General features: G+C 44.4%; 18 protein-coding genes. 7 read left to right on the plus strand and 11 right to left on the minus strand.

The genetic code is table 11. The annotated features are described in order from the left end of the window. Positions 1–5: 5 nt before the first annotated feature. From B5D54_RS01680 to cobT, 9 genes are all read right to left on the minus strand, one after another. Positions 6–1,124 carry an efflux RND transporter periplasmic adaptor subunit gene (locus B5D54_RS01680; RefSeq protein WP_078924759.1) on the minus strand — a complete coding sequence of 373 codons (1,119 nt, stop codon included), beginning with the start codon at positions 1,122–1,124 and terminating at the stop codon, positions 6–8. A 42-nt stretch (positions 1,125–1,166) separates the two neighbouring features. After that, entirely contained in the window at positions 1,167–1,889 is a 723-nt protein-coding gene (locus tag B5D54_RS01685; protein ID WP_078924760.1) for a TetR/AcrR family transcriptional regulator, read from the minus strand. A 349-nt stretch (positions 1,890–2,238) separates the two neighbouring features. Further along, positions 2,239–2,994: a vitamin B12 ABC transporter ATP-binding protein BtuD gene (btuD, locus tag B5D54_RS01690; RefSeq protein WP_078924761.1), complete on the minus strand. Its 756-nt coding sequence runs from the start codon at positions 2,992–2,994 to the stop codon at positions 2,239–2,241. Next, the gene (btuC, locus tag B5D54_RS01695) at positions 2,981–3,976 is read right to left on the minus strand and encodes a vitamin B12 ABC transporter permease BtuC (protein WP_078924762.1); all 996 of its coding nucleotides are present in this window, start codon (positions 3,974–3,976) and stop codon (positions 2,981–2,983) included. The genes btuD and btuC overlap by 14 nt, the downstream gene beginning before the upstream one ends. A 71-nt stretch (positions 3,977–4,047) precedes the next feature. Continuing rightward, positions 4,048–5,076 carry a succinylglutamate desuccinylase gene (locus B5D54_RS01700; RefSeq protein ID WP_078924763.1) on the minus strand — a complete coding sequence of 343 codons (1,029 nt, stop codon included), beginning with the start codon at positions 5,074–5,076 and terminating at the stop codon, positions 4,048–4,050. A gap of 177 nt (positions 5,077–5,253) precedes the next feature. Next, positions 5,254–5,871: a histidine phosphatase family protein gene (locus tag B5D54_RS01705; RefSeq protein WP_078924764.1), complete on the minus strand. Its 618-nt coding sequence runs from the start codon at positions 5,869–5,871 to the stop codon at positions 5,254–5,256. Next, positions 5,868–6,416, minus strand: a complete 549-nt coding sequence (cobU, locus tag B5D54_RS01710) for a bifunctional adenosylcobinamide kinase/adenosylcobinamide-phosphate guanylyltransferase (protein WP_078924765.1) — start codon at positions 6,414–6,416, stop codon at positions 5,868–5,870. The genes B5D54_RS01705 and cobU overlap by 4 nt, the downstream gene beginning before the upstream one ends. Continuing rightward, a complete protein-coding gene (locus B5D54_RS01715; protein ID WP_078924766.1) occupies positions 6,401–7,213 on the minus strand; it encodes an adenosylcobinamide-GDP ribazoletransferase in 813 nt (270 codons plus the stop codon). The genes cobU and B5D54_RS01715 overlap by 16 nt, the downstream gene beginning before the upstream one ends. Next, positions 7,213–8,289 (minus strand): nicotinate-nucleotide--dimethylbenzimidazole phosphoribosyltransferase, encoded by a 1,077-nt coding sequence (gene cobT / locus B5D54_RS01720; RefSeq protein ID WP_078924767.1) that lies wholly within the window; start codon positions 8,287–8,289, stop codon positions 7,213–7,215. The genes B5D54_RS01715 and cobT overlap by 1 nt, the downstream gene beginning before the upstream one ends. 160 nt (positions 8,290–8,449) lie before the next feature. Here cobT and B5D54_RS01725 point away from each other — a divergent pair, with 160 nt between their 5' ends. From B5D54_RS01725 to cdd, 6 genes are all read left to right on the plus strand, one after another. Continuing rightward, complete coding sequence (locus B5D54_RS01725; protein WP_078924768.1) at positions 8,450–9,139, plus strand: NAD(P)H-binding protein; 690 nt, start codon at positions 8,450–8,452, stop codon at positions 9,137–9,139. A 166-nt stretch (positions 9,140–9,305) separates the two neighbouring features. Beyond that, positions 9,306–10,676 carry an L-cystine transporter gene (locus B5D54_RS01730; protein ID WP_078924769.1) on the plus strand — a complete coding sequence of 457 codons (1,371 nt, stop codon included), beginning with the start codon at positions 9,306–9,308 and terminating at the stop codon, positions 10,674–10,676. 157 nt (positions 10,677–10,833) lie between these two features. Then, positions 10,834–12,255, plus strand: coding sequence for an exodeoxyribonuclease I (gene sbcB, locus B5D54_RS01735; protein ID WP_078924770.1), 1,422 nt, complete (start codon positions 10,834–10,836; stop codon positions 12,253–12,255). A 30-nt stretch (positions 12,256–12,285) separates the two neighbouring features. After that, positions 12,286–12,669, plus strand: a complete 384-nt coding sequence (locus tag B5D54_RS01740) for a CidA/LrgA family protein (protein ID WP_115173989.1) — start codon at positions 12,286–12,288, stop codon at positions 12,667–12,669. Beyond that, positions 12,669–13,349: an LrgB family protein gene (locus B5D54_RS01745; RefSeq protein ID WP_078924771.1), complete on the plus strand. Its 681-nt coding sequence runs from the start codon at positions 12,669–12,671 to the stop codon at positions 13,347–13,349. Before B5D54_RS01740 ends, B5D54_RS01745 begins: the two co-directional genes overlap by 1 nt. A 158-nt stretch (positions 13,350–13,507) precedes the next feature. Then, positions 13,508–14,395 carry a cytidine deaminase gene (gene cdd / locus B5D54_RS01750; RefSeq protein WP_078924772.1) on the plus strand — a complete coding sequence of 296 codons (888 nt, stop codon included), beginning with the start codon at positions 13,508–13,510 and terminating at the stop codon, positions 14,393–14,395. A gap of 84 nt (positions 14,396–14,479) precedes the next feature. Here the strand turns inward: cdd and B5D54_RS01755 are convergent, their stop codons facing one another. Then, positions 14,480–17,179: an EAL domain-containing protein gene (locus B5D54_RS01755; RefSeq protein ID WP_115173988.1), complete on the minus strand. Its 2,700-nt coding sequence runs from the start codon at positions 17,177–17,179 to the stop codon at positions 14,480–14,482. 396 nt (positions 17,180–17,575) lie between these two features. On the opposite strand from B5D54_RS01755, the gene purT reads away from it, so the two are divergent. Beyond that, the gene (gene purT, locus B5D54_RS01760; protein WP_078924774.1) at positions 17,576–18,751 is read left to right on the plus strand and encodes a formate-dependent phosphoribosylglycinamide formyltransferase; all 1,176 of its coding nucleotides are present in this window, start codon (positions 17,576–17,578) and stop codon (positions 18,749–18,751) included. 52 nt (positions 18,752–18,803) lie between these two features. Here the strand turns inward: purT and B5D54_RS01765 are convergent, their stop codons facing one another. Beyond that, positions 18,804–19,463, minus strand: coding sequence for a thiopurine S-methyltransferase (locus B5D54_RS01765; protein WP_078924775.1), 660 nt, complete (start codon positions 19,461–19,463; stop codon positions 18,804–18,806). Between the last annotated feature and the right edge of the window lie 161 nt (positions 19,464–19,624).

Here is a 19,624-nt window from a genome sequence, read left to right on the forward strand (position 1 = left end):
AACTCCTACTGATTATTGGGTAACGGAGCAATATCCGAACTTGGCTGAACTTGATCATTATCGCTAATGATAATCTGTGATCCGTTACGTAATTTAAGCAAACCCGAGGTCACAACACGCTCACCCACTTCCAACCCTTTTTCGATCACAATGAGATCACCACGACGCTCACCTGTTTGCACAAAGCGTTGCTGAACCTGCAAACGATCATCTTGCTGTTCAATGACAAAAACCGAATTACCATAAGGGTTAAATTGAATAGCCGTTTGTGGCACTAAGCTCACTGTCTTAGGTTCCCCTGTATTCAGTTGTACTCTGGCAAACATTCCAGGACGTAAGGCTAAATCCTGATTCTCTAACGTGGCTTGAACTTCAATACTTCGGCTCGCTTCCCGTATCGAAGGTGCGATTGCTGTAATCGGTCCGACAAATGTGTGGTTAGGCACAGAATCCACCCTAACTTGAATTTCCTCTCCTAACTGAACATTCGGTAATTGCTGTTCTGGTAAAGTAAAGTTGAGGTAAATTGGCGCAAAAGATTGCAATGATACCACCGTCGTTCCCGGCGATAGCAGTTGGCCTAAGCTGACTTGTCGAATGCCTGCTACCCCATCAAAAGGAGCACGAATTGTTTTTTGGGCAATACGAGCTTTCTGACTTTCTACCGCTGCGGCGGCTTGCTTTGCTTCACTTTCACGTAGGCGTAGCTCAGACTCCGATACATTCTTTTCTCGATATAGACGTTGATAGCGAGTCAGTTCTAGCTTAGCCAGATCTTCCACCGCTTGTAGGCGTTTGAGCTCTGCTTTATCGACCGTATCATCTAATGTAACCAGTAATGTACCTTTTTGGATACGGGTACCATTTTCAAAATAGATACCATTAATAATCCCACTGGCTTCGGTGGTGAGGTCGGTACTATGAATCGCAGCAAAACTACCAATCGCACTGACAAACGGTTGCCATTGATCAGTGGTCACTTCACTTGCCGTCACAGTCACCGGAGGAATCGGCATATTATCGAAAAATTGATTCATAAAATGGTTGCCGATGGCTTTGTAGGCAAAAATACCTCCAAAAATCAGCGTACTGACGATTAACATCAGGATCATGCGTTTTAACATGAAAACTCCTTGCTGGTTGATCCTAAAAGAGAAAAATAAAAACTAACGAAAAGCGGTGATCTTCTCTAACTCCGCTTTTAACTCAGTCACTTTGTTTAAAATTATCTTATCTTCCACTGGCAACAATGGTTGCCACTCCATCCCATTCAATAGCATAGTAATATTTCGATAAAGCAGCATGGGATCAGGAACAACAGCGAACGCTTCTAAAAGCCCATGAGCATTCACTAAAGCATGATATCCCTGACACTGAGCCCAAGGCGCAAGCGAAAGATCCATTGGGGAATAACCATGATTGGGTAAATCACCACGGATTAACGCCTCTTGAGTTATTTGGCTCACAAGATCCCCAATGGGTTTACAGCAGTCAAAAATTTTCTGCTTCTGATGCTGTGATACATTCTCCCAGACCGCTTCGGTAAACACATACTGCTCTAACTTAGCATGCTGAGGGTTATGCTGCTGCAATAACCGATCAGCAATGACAATCGTGAGCATTTTATCTCTTCCGTTAATGGGTATTGAGGCTATCTTTTCAAAAACTTCCATTCGCCAAGCCGCCTGCTCTCCGACAATACCCGCCAGCAAGTCTTCTCTTGAACTAAAGTGTTGATATAAGGTGCCTGTTGCATATTGGCATTGCTTTGCTAGCTTTGCCATATGCAAATTTAAAAACCCGTGCCGCTCTATCATTTCACTCGCAGCTTGTAAAAAGAGATGCTCTCTCTCTTGTCGCTCTCGGCGCTTTCTCTCAGAAGTCGTCATAATGATTACGGTTGTGAATGTGAGATAAATTATGAACACGATTCAAAAAATGATCAATCGTCATAATTCACAATTAACCAACAAAATGTTGCAAGATGTGTATTAAGAAGAAAAAAGAGAGGAGAATGGAAACTAAAGAACATGGGATAAAAAAAAGCCACCTCAAGAGCAAGGTGGCAAATGAGACTATAAAAGCCTAACAAGAACGAGAATGTATCAATAGAAGTAATGCGATTGCTGTGCCAATATATTTGAAAATAAATAACTCATTGATTTTTAATTAAATACTACATATTTATTTTCAAACAATTCATCAAACTGCCCAACAAACGGGCTTAATGCACCAAAATCAGTCAAACAGAAGGTAGAGACGACCATGCCAGTCTACCCGCTTCACTGAAGTTTGAAAAACGTCCGCAAGATTATCTTCGGTCAAAACATGGAGAGCGGGACCAAAGGTATGCATGATACCTTTATCAAGCAATAACACTTGATCGGCATGATGAAGAGAACGGTTTAAATCGTGGTTAGCCATCATCACTGTAATACCTTGATTCGCTATCTGCTGAATCAGAGCATAGAGTAATTGTTCCTGAGCAATATCGAGCGGAGCTGCCGGTTCATCGAGAATCAACAACTGACCATCAGGATTAAGCGTTGGCCAAATCTGTAAACAACTACCCGCAAGGCGTACACGCTGCCATTCTCCACCAGATAAAGAATGGATGGTGCGATGAAGTTTGTCACTTAAATTGAGCAAGCTACAGATGTCATTCAGCGCAACCGCCACCGCTGGGTCTTGATAATGTTTACCTTGGGGAAGAGATAGAGCGAGGTATTGAAACACATCTAAATTAAAAGCGGGTCTATCACTTTGTGACAGATAAGCTCGTCGTTGTGTCAGCTCTGAGAGAGAAAGCTGCGAGATAGCGGTGTGGTTAAGCATGACCTCCCCTTGGCTTTCAAGCACTCCAGCCACGGCAGCCAATAACGTACTTTTTCCACTGCCGTTAGGGCCAACCACATGCAAAATTTCGCCTTTTTTGCATTGAAAAGAGAGAGGAAGTAAGCGTGTCCCAACCTGTAAACTATTAATTTGAATCATGGTTTTTTATCAGCATCCAGATAAAAATCGGTGCGCCTAACGTGGTAGTGACAACGCCGAGTGGCAATTCGGCTCCCTCTAAGATCAGACGAGCCACAATATCAGAAAAAACCAGTAATAAAGCTCCACCAATCGCTGCAAGGGGAAGCAGCATTCGATTTTCACTGCCTAAAAGTAACCGTAAAAAATGCGGAACCACTAGGCCAACAAAACCTATCACCCCACCAAGCGCTACACTCACTCCCACTAAAATAGCCACAGCAAGAATCAGCTTCCAGCGTAAATTTAAGACATCAACACCTAGCTGCTTGGCATGCCCCTCTCCTAACATCAGCTTATCTAGCTTAGCCCCTTGAAACATTAGCCACACCATCACTGGTAATGCGAAAAGCGATAAACTGTGCTGATACCAACTAACACCGCTGACGCTGCCCATAAGCCAATACATTAACTGCCTTAAATTTAAGTTGTTACTAAAATAAAAGGCCCAAGTCACCACAGCACTAGACAAAATACCAAGCGCGACACCAACCAGTAATAGACGGGTCGTACTTAAACGCATGGTTTTTGCAAATAGAACGAGTAATAAAGTAAACAACAAGCAACCCGTGACGGCGGCAATCATAAATATTGGTGGCGTTGCCAAGATAGGGAAAAAGAAAAGTACCACAACCATGGCGACACTGGCGCCGCCAGAAATGCCCAAAATACCCGGTTCTGCTAACACATTACCCAGTAAGACTTGTAAAGTCGCTCCGGATAGCGCTAATGCACTACCTATCAAGATAACAGCCAATAGACGCGGCAATCTTAATTCAAAAACGATCTGTTGCTCTAAAGGGGAATGGGAAGCCCATGGCCAAATCCAAACCTCACCCACAATGGTATAAACAGCACTACTGAGTAATAAGGCGCAAAGCATCAGCCATAAAGCATGATGCCAGCGACGCTGTTTCTGTTGGATGAGCTGACTAAATTGCATTGGAAGATCAAAGGCTTTGATGAGAATGGGTTAACCTTACCGTCATCACCGGTCAAGCTCAAGAGATTTACTTAGTCGTAAACTAATTGATCCTCTTCATAGCGAGTATCTACTTTACACACCATCAAGGCGGCCCGCTGACCAATGGCAACATGGCGATTAGGAAAGACAACGGCTTCCCCTTCATTCTTCGCCATTAACGGCTTATCTCCATCGTGTCCAAACACTTCCCCATGCATAAAGGCCGTAAAATTCTCAACGTCTTCGCCAAAACGAAAATCAAAATCATCATGCATACGCACAATGGTTCGACTCACTCGATAAATAACGGGATTTTTTGGTAAATGTTCAGGCGTTTCCCTTGAAACAAGGTCTCGCAGGGCAAGATCAAAAGCAACCAGCCGAGAAAGATCGTTCTCCCCCAACCGAGCCGTTTGTCCCAACTCGATAGTCATGGCTTGCGCAGCAAAATGCTCTGCACTGAACCAACTAAACGTACTCGATGGGGCATTAGCAAGCATCACTGCATCAATATGTGCTTGTTCAATAAATTGCATCAATGCTCGGCTACGCACTGGGTGGCGAGTTTTAGGACTGACGGCAAAAGAATAGTGTTTAGATTGACGAATCGCGCAGTGTAAGTCTAAATGCCAGCGTAGCGTTGGAGCCGTTCCCGCATAGAAATCCGTCACGGTTTTCTTTAAGTGTTTAGCGATAACGTATTCTTGCGTATGAGAATGCGGCTTATCATCGAACAGGCGGTTAAGGTTATCTTCAATAAAGCGGGTATGTTTTTGCATCGCTTCTGGGTGAGCAAAAATAAATAAACAACGTTCTTTAACCGTTTGAAAACCGCTTAGAATATCTTCTAGCAACTTATCCACCAGTTCCATCGGAGCCGTTTCATCGCCATGGATCCCACAGGAAATAATAATGTGTTTTGTTTGTGTATTGCTCTGTGCGGGCACAACTTCAACCAAACCACGTTCATGTAGCTTAACGGTTACTCCTAAATCTGTGGTGACCTCACCACATAGCACTGGCTGCTCAAGATCAAGACTGTCGAAAAGAAAAGATTGGCGAAATAGTGACTTCGTCATGCGCTACTCCTTTATTGCACAGCGGTATGGTAAAGAATTGTTCAGCCAAATTATGTTGGGAGGATCGCACTTATCAAGACAAACGCTCTTTATTCATGGATTTATGAACAATAAACACGGTCGGTTCAACAGCGCGAATTCTACCATTAACTTCCACTAATACTCTATAACTACCTTTTAGCCATTATGAATGCTCAATGGTAATGGAACACCAATATTGTTAACCATTACCTGCGGAGGCTCCGTCGGGTAAATCGTTAACTGAGTCATTGATTGATTGGCAATCGAGAGCGAGGAATACCAAAGTGGATTTTGCCAATCGAGCTGTAAAATATCAGCCAACAATAGGCGAATGGTTCCACCATGCAAGATCATCAAACAATCTTTATCACACTGATGCAACCAACGGTGCCAAGCGTTACTCACTCGCTGATAGGCCTCGAATAGCGGCTCTGCTCCGGGCAAAGGATGATTGACTGGATCTTGCCAAAACGCCTCTAATCGAGGCCATTGAAGAGATAATTCATCAAAGGTTTGTCCATCAAACTCTCCAAAGTCAAGCTCTTGAAATGCTGGCTCAACGATCACCTCCAACTCTGGCCGCAACGCTTTCAGCCGCACCGATAAATCAGCGCAGCGGCGCAGCGGCGAAGTCACGACCGTCGAGAATGAGAAGGCGTTGAGTTGCTCTGCAATAACTTGCTGCGTTTTATCCGCTACAGCGACGTCCGTTCGCCCATTCAAAGCAGCGGGCCCTATCGTTTTTCCGTGGCGAAGCAGGTAGAGAGAAATCATCCGTTATTATCCTTCAATATGAGAGGCAATCCTGCACAAATAAAAACCACTCGCTGAGCAACTTTCGCCATGGCTTGATTCATCCAACCGGCGTAGTCCACAAATAAACGTGAGACTTCCCCTAGTGGTACAATGCCCATTCCCACTTCATTAGAGACGAGTACAATTCGTGCTTTACTGCACTTGAGCACCGCCAGTAATTGATCTAACTGCTGCTCTATCTGTTTCTTGTTGAGTACCTGCCCATCATTATAAATCACATTGTTAAGCCATAAGGTCAGGCAATCAACCAGCACAATATCATGCTCACTAAACTGGGTGAATAATTGCGCCAAAGCGAGAGGTTCTTCATGTTCTAGCCAACCTTGACCACGTTGCTGCTGATGATGCGCGATACGTGCTTGCATCTCCAAATCACAGGCGGTTGCCGTTGCCACATAATGAAGTTGAGAGGATGGATACTCTGCAAGCCACAACTGAGCTTGCTGCTCTGCATAATGGGATTTGCCACTTCTTGCTCCACCTAAGATCAATTGAATAGCCACGGTACACTTCCTAACACTTGAATACCTTGCTGCCAATAAGCGATCAACAATAGATAAATCGCCAACTCCATAATCTGCTGCGCCGCGCCTAAGCAATCGCCAGTAAATCCACCCAACCGATTGATTAACCAAGCCTTAAAGCTCACTCGGAACAGCCCAGTAAGCAAAAGTAACCCAACCATCACTTCCACGCTAAACCAGAATAGAGGAAGCACTCCAGTAATCAATAAAATAGCTAATTCATGTCGACTTTGCTGACGAGCAAGCGGTTTACTTTTACTACTATCAGGATCACTGACATAAGGTAGATCATAAATAAAACTCGCCGCAACGGCTCGGCTTAAGGTGTAACCCAGTAACCAAACAGGCACTAACGACATCCAAGAGTCCAAGGAAGAGAGAAACAAATATTTCCCCAACAATGCCATGATTAATGCTGTCGCACCATAAGTCCCAATGCGGCTATCTTTCATGATGAGTAGCCGGCGCTCAATGGTCATTCCACCACCAATGCCATCCGTCATATCAGTTAACCCATCTTCATGAAAAGCGCCCGTCAATAATAAGCTCAATATCATGGTTAAGAACAGGCTAATATGGCTTGGCAATAGCCAACTTAATACTGTAAAACTCAAAGCACATAGGCTGCCGAGTAATAGCCCCACCAAAGCAAAATATCGCCCCGCTTGATTCATTCGATCAGCACTGTAAGGCAAAGATTTCGGCACAGGCAAACGGGAAAAGAAGCTGAGCGCTAATAAAAAGAGCTGCCACTGATATTGCACACGGGACAACATTACACGGTCACTCCGGCTTGTTCAAAGCTAGCCATCGTATTGTAAAACTCTGCAGCGGCGCGAATAAGTGGCACCGCCAATACCGCCCCCGTTCCTTCCCCTAATCGCAACCCTAAATCCAGCAAGGGTTTCGCCTCAAGCAGTTGTAGCACCGCTTGATGTCCAGACTCATGAGAGCGATGAGCAAAAATCATGTAATCTCGGCAATCAGGGTTAAGTAAGGTAGCGACATACGCGGCCACCGTTGCAATAAACCCGTCGACAATCACTGGGGTATTGTGCTGAGCAGCAGCCAAAAAGCCACCGACCATTTGCACAATCTCAAATCCCCCCAGTTCGGCTAACACTTGCTTAGGATCGGATTTAGGATCGGATTTAGGATCGCAAATTGTTTCTTGGCAACGTAACACGGCTTGATGAATAAGCATTTGTTTTTTCTGAAACTGCTCCGGTGATATTCCCGTTCCCATCCCTACACAGGTTTCACTCGGAAGGCCTGATAACGCGGCCAGCAGTGCCGCTGCACTGCTGGTATTGGCAATGCCCATTTCGCCAAACATAACCAAGTTGGAGCCAGAATGAATCACCTTCATCACTAACTGCTGACCATATTCTAGCCCTTGCTCAACTTGTTGACGCGTCATTGCGGCTTGTTGAACAAAATTGTGGGTTCTTTCGCCTAAGCGCTGTACCACCAAGTGAGAATGAGCGGTTTCAATGGGTAGCAAAATGCCACAATCCACCACCATTATCTGCACATCATTCGCTCGACAAAAACAGTTAATTGCTGCACCACCCGAGAGAAAATTCATCACCATTTGGTGAGTGACAACACTCGGCGCAATACTGACCCCTTCATCCGCAATTCCATGGTCACCAGCAAAAACAACCACGCTCGGACAATTTAACGTGATGGATTCTGCCACTTGGGTTTGTCCTTGGCTCTGAATTAACGCTAACTGATACGCAAGGGATTCCAGCTCACCCAATGCCCCTAAGGGCTTGGTTTTTTGATCAATACGCTGAGTGATCTGATGATGAAATGAAAGATCTAACTGTTTGAAAAGGTAAGACATTGCTAATCCATTGGCTGATAAAAACCCGTGAGAGCAGTCTACTCGTTATCCTCTAATGATGCCACGCTTTGTCCATCACAATCTTCATTGAACAAATACGCGTGGACTTGCATTCATGCTATGCTCTTACTTTCATCGGTTCAGTGGCTTGGAAAAGAAGATGCCTTCATCAATTCACAACCCCATCGTTATCGTGGCTGGAGCTTCCGGTTTGGTGGGTTCCTGCGTTATGCAACACTTACTGGCCCAACCATCGATCCAGAGCGTCTATTCACTCACTCGACGAGCTTCTGGCTTTCCTCACCCCAAATTAACCGAATGGATTGACGCGCAACTGAACATTACACAGTGGGACGATAGCCAACCTCGCCCAACTTATGGGGTGATCGCTTTAGGTACTACCCTCAAACAAGCCGGTTCAAAACAAGCATTAGAAAAAATCGATTTTGATTTAGTCTGCCAAGTCGCTAAAACCATGAAGATGCTCGGTGTGATCCGACTAGCCGTCGTGTCCAGTTATGGCGCCAATCCCACATCTCGCTCACACTATCTGCGTTGTAAAGGTCGAATGGAAGAAGCGATCCGTCGGCAAGGGTTTGAACATGTCACCTTTGTACGCCCAGGGCCTCTGAAAGGTCAGCGAAAAACACTAAGGCTGAACGAAATTTGGCTACAACGCGTCATGGCTATCGGACGTTTTTTCTTATGGGGTCGGCTCAAAAACCTAATTCCAATCGACGCGGATAGCGTTGCTCAAGCTATGTTGTATCAATTGTTTGACTATTCCGATCAACGTGTCTCCATTTTACACTCACAAGACATTCATCAAATGTTGAAGAAATATCAATAAATCGAATAATCCACCAGCAGAATGTCGCATAGATAAACAAATCGTTTAGTTAGATAACCATTTGTTCTAAATCATACTGTTTTTTTCTTTTTCATATAAATCTTGAAGCGGTATCCTGCCTTCGTTTTCCATTCTTTACTCTTATCCCATTTTAAGGATGTTTATTATGTCAGTTACAGCTATCGCTATGCTTGCGGTATTTGCCGGCATTTTGCTGTTCCTGTTCAGCCAGCAGAAAAAAGCGTATTCCCTTTCTCGTATTGTATTGTTGGGCCTTGTGCTTGGTAGTGTATTCGGATTGGCTCTACAGCTTATCTTTGGTGAGAACAGCCCAGTCATCAGTCAAGTCCTCTCTTGGATTGCTATCGTCGGTAGCGGCTATGTGGGGCTACTAAAAATGGTCATTATGCCATTAGTCCTTGTTTCCATGATTTCTGCTGTCGTAAAACTAGAGAACAGCGGTTCACTGGGCAAAATCTCAGGGCTGACCATCTCGATTCTATTGATCACTACCGCGATTGCCGCTTTGATTGGTATTTTAGTCACTCAAGCCTTTGGCTTAAGTGCAGCAGGCCTGACGGAAGGAAGCCGAGAAGTCGCTCGTATGACTCAATTAGAGTCTCGTGCCGCGACAGTGGCTGATTTAACGATCCCACAGATGCTGTTGAGCTTTATTCCAACCAACCCGTTTGCAGACCTAACGGGAGCACGCTCATCATCCATTATTGCGGTCGTGATTTTCGGTGTACTCATGGGTATCGCAGCTCGTAAAGTGATGATCGAAAAAGAACAATTTGAAGCGCCGATTCGTCAATTTGTTGATGCGCTGCAATCGATTGTGATGCGTTTAGTAAAAATGATCATCGCTCTGACGCCTTACGGCATTGCCGCACTGATGGCTAAAGTCGTTGCTACCTCCAGCGCAAGCGATATTTTGAATCTGCTCGGTTTCATCGTCGCCTCTTACATTGCGATTGGCCTAATGTTTGTTGTGCATGGAATATTGGTTTCTTTTGTGGGCGTTAACCCTAAAACCTACTTCCAAAAAATTTGGCCCGTATTAACTTTCGCATTCACGTCACGTAGCTCTGCGGCCACGATCCCATTGAATGTTGAAGCACAGATTACGAAATTGAATGTACCACCCGCCATCGCCAACCTTTCGGCCTCGTTTGGGGCAACCATTGGTCAAAATGGGTGTGCGGGAATTTATCCGGCTATGCTTGCTGTGATGGTTGCGCCAACGATGGGAATTAACCCACTCGATATTCATTTTGTGCTCTCCTTAATTGCGATGATCACAATCAGCTCATTTGGTATTGCCGGTATTGGTGGTGGCGCTACATTTGCCGCGCTGATTGTGCTGCCTGCAATGGGATTACCCGTTACTATTGCAGCCCTGTTAATTTCGATAGAACCTTTGATTGACATGGCACGCACCGCATTGAACGTTTCGGGTTCTATGACGGCAGGAACCATAACTAGCCGTCTAATGAAACAAGTTCATGAGCCAGAAGCCGAACAACAACAAGCTTAAGCTCGTTTAATGGTTTATCCTCTGTTAGCCGACCTTAATTGGGTCGGCTTTTTCTTTCTCTAAACTTATGCTTTATCACCCAGTCCAATCATTGCCATGTCTTGAGTGGAATGTTCTAATACTCGTCACTTCCTCTTTGTTACTGGGTTAATCACACATGCAACAGCACCAGCCAACTTTCTTCTTTTTCGATTATGAGACGTGGGGAACGAATCCAGCGAAAGATCGACCCAGCCAGTTTGCCGGTGTCCGTACTGATATGGATTTCAATATTATCGGTGAGCCGTTAGTGATTTACTGTCAATTACCTTGTGATTATCTACCGGGGCCGGAGGCTGCGTTAATCACCAAAATTACACCACAAAAGGTAATGGAGGAAGGGCTACCTGAGCCTGAATTTATTGCTCGAATTCACGCAGAACTCGCCACCCCCAATACAACTAGCCTAGGTTATAACAGCATTCGTTTTGATGATGAGGTGACGCGCTATACCTGTTATCGCAACTTTCTTGACCCTTATGCGTGGAGTTGGCAAAACGGTAACTCTCGCTGGGATCTATTAGATGTAATGCGGGCCTGCCACGCACTACGTCCGGAAGGGATCCACTGGCCAGAAAATAACGATGGGTTTACCAGCTTTAAATTAGAAGACCTATCAAAAAGAAACGGCATTGAACATGAAAATGCCCACGATGCAATGGCCGATGTCATCGCTACTATTGAACTTGCAAAAAAAATCAAAGCCGCCCAACCTAAGCTTTTCGATTATTTTTTATCAATGCGCCATAAACGCAAGCTGATCGACCTGGTCGATATTGTCAATATGACACCGTTAATGCATGTTTCTGGCATGTTGGGTCGAGAATGCCAATACACCAGTTGGGTTGTTCCAGTGGCGTGGCATCCTACCAACCAGAATGCTGTTATTGTGGTCGATTTAGCCAAAGATCCTGAGCCGTTGTTAACGCTCTCTGCCGAGCAGTTGCATCAACGTCTTTACACCAAACGTGAGGAATTGGCTGAAGATGAATTACCAGTGCCCATCAAATTGGTACATCTCAATAAGTGTCCGATTTTAGCGCCTGCAAAAACCTTAACCGCAGACAATGCCGCCGTGATCGGGATTGACCGTGAACAATGCTTAGCGAATCTCGCCTTACTTCGTCAGCATCCAGAAATTCGAGAAAAATTAGTTGCCCTATTTGCGATTGAACGAGAGTTTCCCGCCACAGCTGATGTCGATAGCCAACTGTATGATGGATTCTTTTCCCCGTCCGACAAAGCCGGTATGGAAATTATACGCTCAAGCCATCCTGAATTACTCGGCAGCTTAGATATTCAATTTAGTGACCCAAGAATAGCTCCACTGCTCTTTCGATATCGCGCTCGTCATTATCCTTGGACACTGAATGACACAGAGCAACGTCGCTGGGCTAATCACTGTCGAGATTATTTTGAAACATGCCTACCCAGCTATATGCTTAATTTAGAAAACTTAGTGCAAGAGCACCAAAGTGATGAGAAAAAAATGGCCATACTCAAATCTGTTTATCGCTATGTAGAATCTTTAGCTTGCTAGCACGCTTTTATTACTTGTGAAAAATTAACCATGAATACGCTTACTCTTCGCCTCAAAACCGCGGCTCAATATTTGGTTTCTATGGGGTTAATCTTTCTCTGCCTTTGGGCTGGGATCACCATACAGCATTGGCTGGGAATCGCTATTCCCGGCAGTATTATCGGCTTATTACTCCTCTTCGCCTTATTAGTGAGTGGGCTCGTACCCGTTGAATGGGTAAGACCCAGTGCCCATCTTTTCATCCGCTACATGATCTTACTGTTTGTCCCCATCAGCGTTGGACTCATGGTTCACTTCGATATGTTGCTCAATAATCTGTGGCCAATCCTCGCCAGTGCCATTGGTGGCACCGTTCTGGTTTTGGTTTCACTCGGCTTCGTATTGGATCGACTACTTAAAAAAGGAGAAAAATAATGTGGTTACTCGTCACATTAGTGGTCTTTTTCTTTGCTCGCTGGGTTGCACAAAAAGGTCGAACCCCTTTGGTTAACCCACTGTTGATCTGTATCGCTATTTTAATCCCTACCTTAATCTACCTTCAGGTACCGTTTGATACCTACTACGCCGATAATCATTGGATAAGCGATCTCCTACAGCCTGCTGTCGTCGCACTTGCCTACCCACTGTATGAACAGCTCCCCCAAATTCGCTCTAACTGGCGCATCATCATGTTAGCCTGTGGTATAGGCAGTATTATGTCCATGCTTACAGCCAGTTTTATCGCATTATCGATGCAGGCAGACACATCATTAGTCGCCGCCTTGATGGGAAAGTCAGTCACCACTCCCATTGCGATGGAAGTTGCCAATAACCTAGGGGGGGAACCTGCGATTGCAGCCATTCTTGTTCTGCTGGTCGGCCTCTTTGGTGCCATCATGGCCTACCCTATTTACAACTTACTCAACATTACCCACCCTATCGCAAGAGGCCTAACGACAGGAACAGTTTCTCACGCACTGGGAACAGCAACTTGTGCTGAAAAAGATGCACGAGATGCGGCGTTTAGCTCACTCGCTCTTGTCGTTTGCGGCATTATTACCTCTATTCTGGCTCCTACCCTGTTTGCATTAAGTGTGTGGCTTATTTATGGATAAGCCACACCTGCTCACCTAAGGATACCGATTGCGCTAGGTGTGACATCACTCTAATTATGAAACATTTGAATTCATTACATACTCAGTCGTGATATAGATCTCAGTAAGTGCCGTTTAATTCACTAAAATGAAGTTCAATAAACGGATAAGGATAAATTATGAATCGCCGTATTGAACAAGCCTTAACACAGTTACCAGTGGCGGTGAGTGAATACCTTTCACCCATCGTGCTCACTGACGAATATGATGCAACCTTGTCAGTTGAACAGTTTAACCAATTACTTTCTCTTTCGAAGTTAGCTGATGCTGAATTAAGAGTCGCTTTGTTGCCACTTGCTGCGGCCTATGCTTATGTCCCTATTTCTCAGTTTTATGTCGGTGCTATTGCGCGAGGTGTTAGTGGCCGACTCTACTTTGGGGCGAATATGGAATTCTCTGGCGTGCAGCTCGGTCAAACGATTCACGCAGAACAAGCCGCCATTAGTCATGCCTGGATGAAAGGTGAACAAGGCATTACGGACATTACCGTTAACTACAGCCCATGTGGACACTGCCGTCAGTTTATGAATGAATTGACAACCTCACAAACGTTGACCATTCAACTTCCCAAGCGCGAAGGGAAATCACTGCAGTATTATCTCCCTGAATCGTTTGGCCCGAGAGATCTCGGTATTACCACTGGCCTCATGTCAAAGACCGATCATGGATTATTTACCGACGTCCAAGAGCCGTTATTGCAAACTGCTATGCAAGCCCTTAATCGTAGCCATGCGCCTTACACGAATAACTTAAGTGGGGTAGCACTGCGCACGGCTTCAGGTCGAGAGTTTCGTGGGGCTTATGCTGAAAATGCGGCATTTAACCCAAGCCTTCCACCACTACAAGTGGCGCTGATCCAACTGCGAATGGCAAAAGAATCGTTTGAATTGATTCGTGATGCGGCTTTAATTGAAATGTCACAAGGCACCATCAGTCACTTAGCTGATACTCAAGCCACACTAGAAGCGATCAATCCAGATATACCTCTATCGTATTTATCGCTTTAATCTTCACAATCTTAACATTCAAGAGCCTTGCTAAATAGCGATATTTCAAGGCTCATTGGTTACTGGGCAAAGCCATCAAGCAACTTAGTAGAGCGTAAATTTTTCAAAGGCTTGCTCTTCAGTCATCGGTTTATAAAAATAATAGCCTTGAATTTCATCAATATTCCATACCGTTAATTTTCTAAGCTGTGATGCGGTTTCAACCCCTTCTGCCACCGTGGTCATTCCTAGTTCTTTCGACATATGGATAATATTTCGGATAAGGCTTTTGGCTTTAGGATTGCTTTCTAAACCATCAATATAGGATTTATCCAGTTTCACAATATCCAATGGAAAGTTACAGAGTGAACTAAACGAAGAATACCCCGTACCAAAATCATCCAAAGCGAGTTGAACCCCTAATGCTTTAATGGTTTCCATTCGGTGAATAATATCTTCTTCCGCCCCTAGTAAAATACTTTCCGTCAACTCAAGGACCAACTGCCCAGGGAGTAATTGATAAGTCTCGATCGCTTTGTGTAACGTTTCCACCAAACTATTATGGTGAAAATGAGGGCTAGAAATATTGACATGAATACTTAAGTGAGAAGAGAGCGTTTTATCCGCGTGTTGAATTTGCTGAATAAAGTGGCAAGCTTTCTCCAATATTTGCTCGCCTAATTCCACAATCAGTTTTCTCTGTTCGGCAAGAGGAATAAAAACCGCCGGAGAGATCATCCCTAATGTTGGATGAGTCCAACGAGCTAAGGCTTCAAAACCAACCAGTTGACCAGATTCAGCTTTCACTATCGGTTGATAATGCGCCGTAAATTCCCCATTTTTTAAAGCCGCAACAATATCTCGGTTTAACACTAATAGCTCTTGAGTTCGCTCAAGATGCTGAGCATGAACCAGAGTCACGGACGAGCTCGTTCCGCTTTCATGTGTCACAGCATATAACCCCGTATGGGATAAATTTTCGAAATTCTCAAAATCAATGGAGGAAGGTAATAATGCCGATTTTAAACCAATATCACATTCGATATCTTCTAACACGATTTTCTGACGATACTCCATTAATATCCGATTACCTTCACGCTCTAAATGAGAAGCAGCAGCCTCCCCCCAAATCATAAACTCCTGTTCACTGATTCGGCCTATCTCCATAGCGGGAAAATGGCGTTTCAAGGTTGCCGCTACATGCTGGACAACTCGGTCATAATAATCGTGCCCATACACGTCATCGATTTCTTTTAAACGTGATGCATATAAATACAGCACATTAAATGAAGCCTCTACCTGCTGAATGCGTTGATTAACTCGTTGCATCAAGGTCTGCCGATTCAATAAACCAGAAACGGGATCACAGTGTTTTAAAGTTTCAATTAATTCAGCCTGTTGCTTTTGCTCACTGATATCTTTCACAGAAAGCATAATGGATGAATTTTCACCATCATTTAGCAACGCGGCTTCAACAGAGCAGGCAATCTCTGAACCATCATGTCGCTTCATTGTGGTTTCAAAATGATATTGCCCTTGGTTAATCGAATGATACAGTTGCTCTGTACCACACTGAGTATGTTTACAGCCGCAAATCATGCTCAGTGGCTGACCGATAAGTTGATCGCGTTGAAAACCCAGTAACATCAACACCGTTGGGCTCACATCCACAATGATACGGTCGGTCAATAAAATCATCCCAACGGTACGGCTATGATACAAAACATCAAATTTTTGTAAGGTTTCCTGCAGCTTTTCCTCTGTTTGGGAAGAAGAATGCGCTAGGCTTCGAACCCATTGGGTGATTCGATCAAACTCATCTGTGTGTCTATTTTTTTCTGGTGCCTTTACCGACCCTAATAAATTTTGCATTCCTTGTTCAAAGTAGCTAAAGCGTCGGCTTACCGTGACCCAAAAAATACCATACATGATAATCGTAATGACACTCGTCACCACAAGCATCGATATAATGAGTAAAACAAAAACGCTTTTCGCTCGTTGATAATAGGTTCTAGACTCTATGGTTTTCAAAACCGCAATGGTTTTATTATGGGCATCCGTAAGAAGTGTATGGTGAATCATATATTGATCCGATCGCTCAATGGATGAGTGATCATGCCCAGCTTGCTCTGATAATGACCAGAAGGAAAGGTTTTGATCGTCGGTTAACAGTTGATTATCCGCAATTAAAATACCTTCATAACGAGACGGGAAACGGTCGGTTAGATTTTGCCCCCATAACATCCACCCTACAGCTTCACTCGTCCCATCGCTATCTCTCACAGCCGTCAGGCTAACCGCCCACAGTTGCTGCTCACTACGCACTAAGCTCGCCGTACTGGTTTTTTGAGTATCGACCTGCTTATCCATTTGTTGCAAATAATCAGCGATCACCTCGGTTTGTAGTAACCTCTCCGCTTGTTGCTGGGCGGTATCATTATTGCGAGCAAAGCTCAGCATAACCTCGTGGTTTGGACGAATATAAGCAACAAGATCGACATCCAGAGTGTCTAGGCTTCCTTCTGTTAAGTTTCGCTCAGCATAACCAGGATCTCTATCGGTCAACAACATGTAACTTTCGTCCCAATACCCCCAATCATAAGAGGCCTCTTCCTGCCTTTGGACAATCGCATCAATGACGGATAGCGCCTGGTGGCTGGCTCTGTGCACCTCAATGTTCTCTAATTCATAAAGGCTATAGAGAAAAAAATACCGGGTAAGAAATAAGCAGCTTAGTACAACACTGATTAGCCCAACCACAAAAAGTAACGCTGTTTTCATTTCTAAGTTAATGGTTCTCAGCATCGCTATGGACTCATTTATTTTATTGTTCTAACTAAAATACTAGTTGTTAACTTCAAGAAATAAAATGATTTTGTTCATATATGGATCAAGCAAATAAAGTATTGTTCACTTTATTGTTCACTTTATAGTCACATTGAGGAAAAGAAGGAGAGAGTAAGCGAGTGATGCTCTCTTAGCACCGATGCTCTACACAAGGAATCTTGTCGCCTGCAAATTTTCATTCTAAACATGTGATGAAGCGTTAGTGTAGGTTCAACCCTAAAAGCAAACGTTTTCTTTTTTTTACCTTTCCAGTATCATTGCGGCTGTTTTCGCTCTCGGTACAGTGAAGTCTTTGTGCTATTAACCCTCATCGTAGAGACTTCACGCTATATACACGACTAATAAGGATTCTTTATGTTGGGGACCGCAACTCTCAATAGTTCAACTCGCGTTCTTTTACTAGGCTCTGGAGAGCTAGGAAAAGAAGTCGCTATTGAATGCCAACGCTTAGGTTTAGAAGTGATTGCTTGCGATCGCTATGCCAATGCCCCTGCAATGCAGGTTGCTCATCGTAGCCATGTATTCGATATGCTCAACCCCCAAGCATTGCAACAAATTGTTGAGTTAGAAAAACCGCATTATATTGTCCCTGAGGTAGAAGCGATTGCCACAGCGAAGTTACTTGAATTGGAAGCTCAAGGTGTAACCGTTGTTCCTACGGCGAACGCAACATGTTTAACGATGAATCGAGAAGGGATTCGCCGCCTTGCTGCTGAACAACTTTCTCTGCCAACCTCGCCTTATCAATTTGCAGACAACTACGCGGAATTTGTCTCTGCAGTAGAACAAGTCGGGCTTCCTTGCGTGTGTAAACCCGTGATGAGTTCATCCGGTAAAGGGCAAAGCATCCTTAAACAGGCTGAAGATATTGAATCTGCATGGCAGTATGCACAAGAAGGTGGACGCAGTGGTGCAGGTCGCGTCATTGTGGAAGGGTTTGTTGATTTTGATTACGAAATCACACTCCTGACTGTTCGAGCGGTTGATGGGGTACATTTCTGCGCGCCTATCGGGCACCGTCAAGAAGAAGGTGATTACCGTGAATCTTGGCAGCCTCAAGTTATGTCGGAAAACGCCTTAAAAGCTGCTGAATATGTCGCAGAAGAGATAGTGAATGCTCTTGGTGGTTACGGTATTTTTGGTGTTGAACTGTTTATCAAAGGCGATCAGGTTATCTTTAATGAAGTCTCCCCTCGCCCACATGATACCGGAATGGTGACACTCGTTTCACAAGATCTTTCTGAATTTGCACTGCATGTACGTGCCTTTCTAGGCTTGCCTGTCGGGAAAATTACTCAATATGGCCCATCCGCGTCTGCCGCGCTGCTGGGTCAAGGAACCTCAACTGATGTGAAGTTTTCAGGACTCGATGATGCATTGAGTATTCCCACCGCTCAACTTCGCTTGTTTGCTAAACCAGATATTGATGGTCGCCGCCGCTTAGGTGTTGCTCTGACTCGTGGTAAAGATACAACACAAGCGACCAAACGCGCCATAGAAAGCGTAAAATCAGTCAAGATCCATTATTAATAAACGATTTTTATACCCAAGTCTTTATATTGACTTGGGTATTTTTTAAACCTTAGAGTTCATCCATTCGTTCAATCAACCAGACCTCTTCTGCAAAGCGGCTGAGCCCTTTCTTGGCACGTTTCGGATGCTGTGCACCCACCTCGTCTCGATGCAGTTTTTTAATAGAAAGCCCAGCAAATAATCGACAAACCACTTCTTCAGAAAGGCTAAACGGTGGCCCATTCAGCTCAGTTTGCTCATAATCAAGGGTCACTAATAAAATTCGCCCACCAGGGTTTAGTAAAGCAAGTAGCCGTTTGACATAGTCATGCCACCTAGTTTCCGGTAACGCAACCAGTGCAGCACGATCATAAATAATATCCACAGGTTGAAGAGGCGCGGTAAAAATGTCTCCCGTATACAAGCAGAGTTCATCAAACTGATAAGAGGTATGGTGAGTCGATAACTCCGTCACCAGTGGTGTATAAAAATGTTCAGCAAAGAAAGCACGAACGGCTATCGAGCTGAGTTCAACACCTTGAACATCATCATGACGCTCAGCCAGCCAAACTAAATCTTCACTTTTACCACATAAAGGCAGTAACACTTTATCATGCCGCTGAGGTTTTGTGGCTGACCAATACTCCATCAGTAATGGATTCACCTCCATTAAGTGAAACCCAATTTGATTCGCCGCCCATTTATTATGCCAAAATTCGAAATCGTCCATCACAACGCTTTAGCTAGGAAAAGGGCTTAGCATACTCAATTGTGGCCAATTACGATAGCAACGTGTGCCCTCACATTTTGTTACATTCATTAAGGGAACGGATTTCATTTTTACGCTTCTAATTGTTGTGACCCATCACTCACTCTAAAGAAATGGAGGAA

It is taken from the genome of Vibrio cincinnatiensis DSM 19608, from assembly GCF_900167345.1.
Classification (GTDB): Bacteria; Pseudomonadota; Gammaproteobacteria; order Enterobacterales; family Vibrionaceae; genus Vibrio; species Vibrio cincinnatiensis.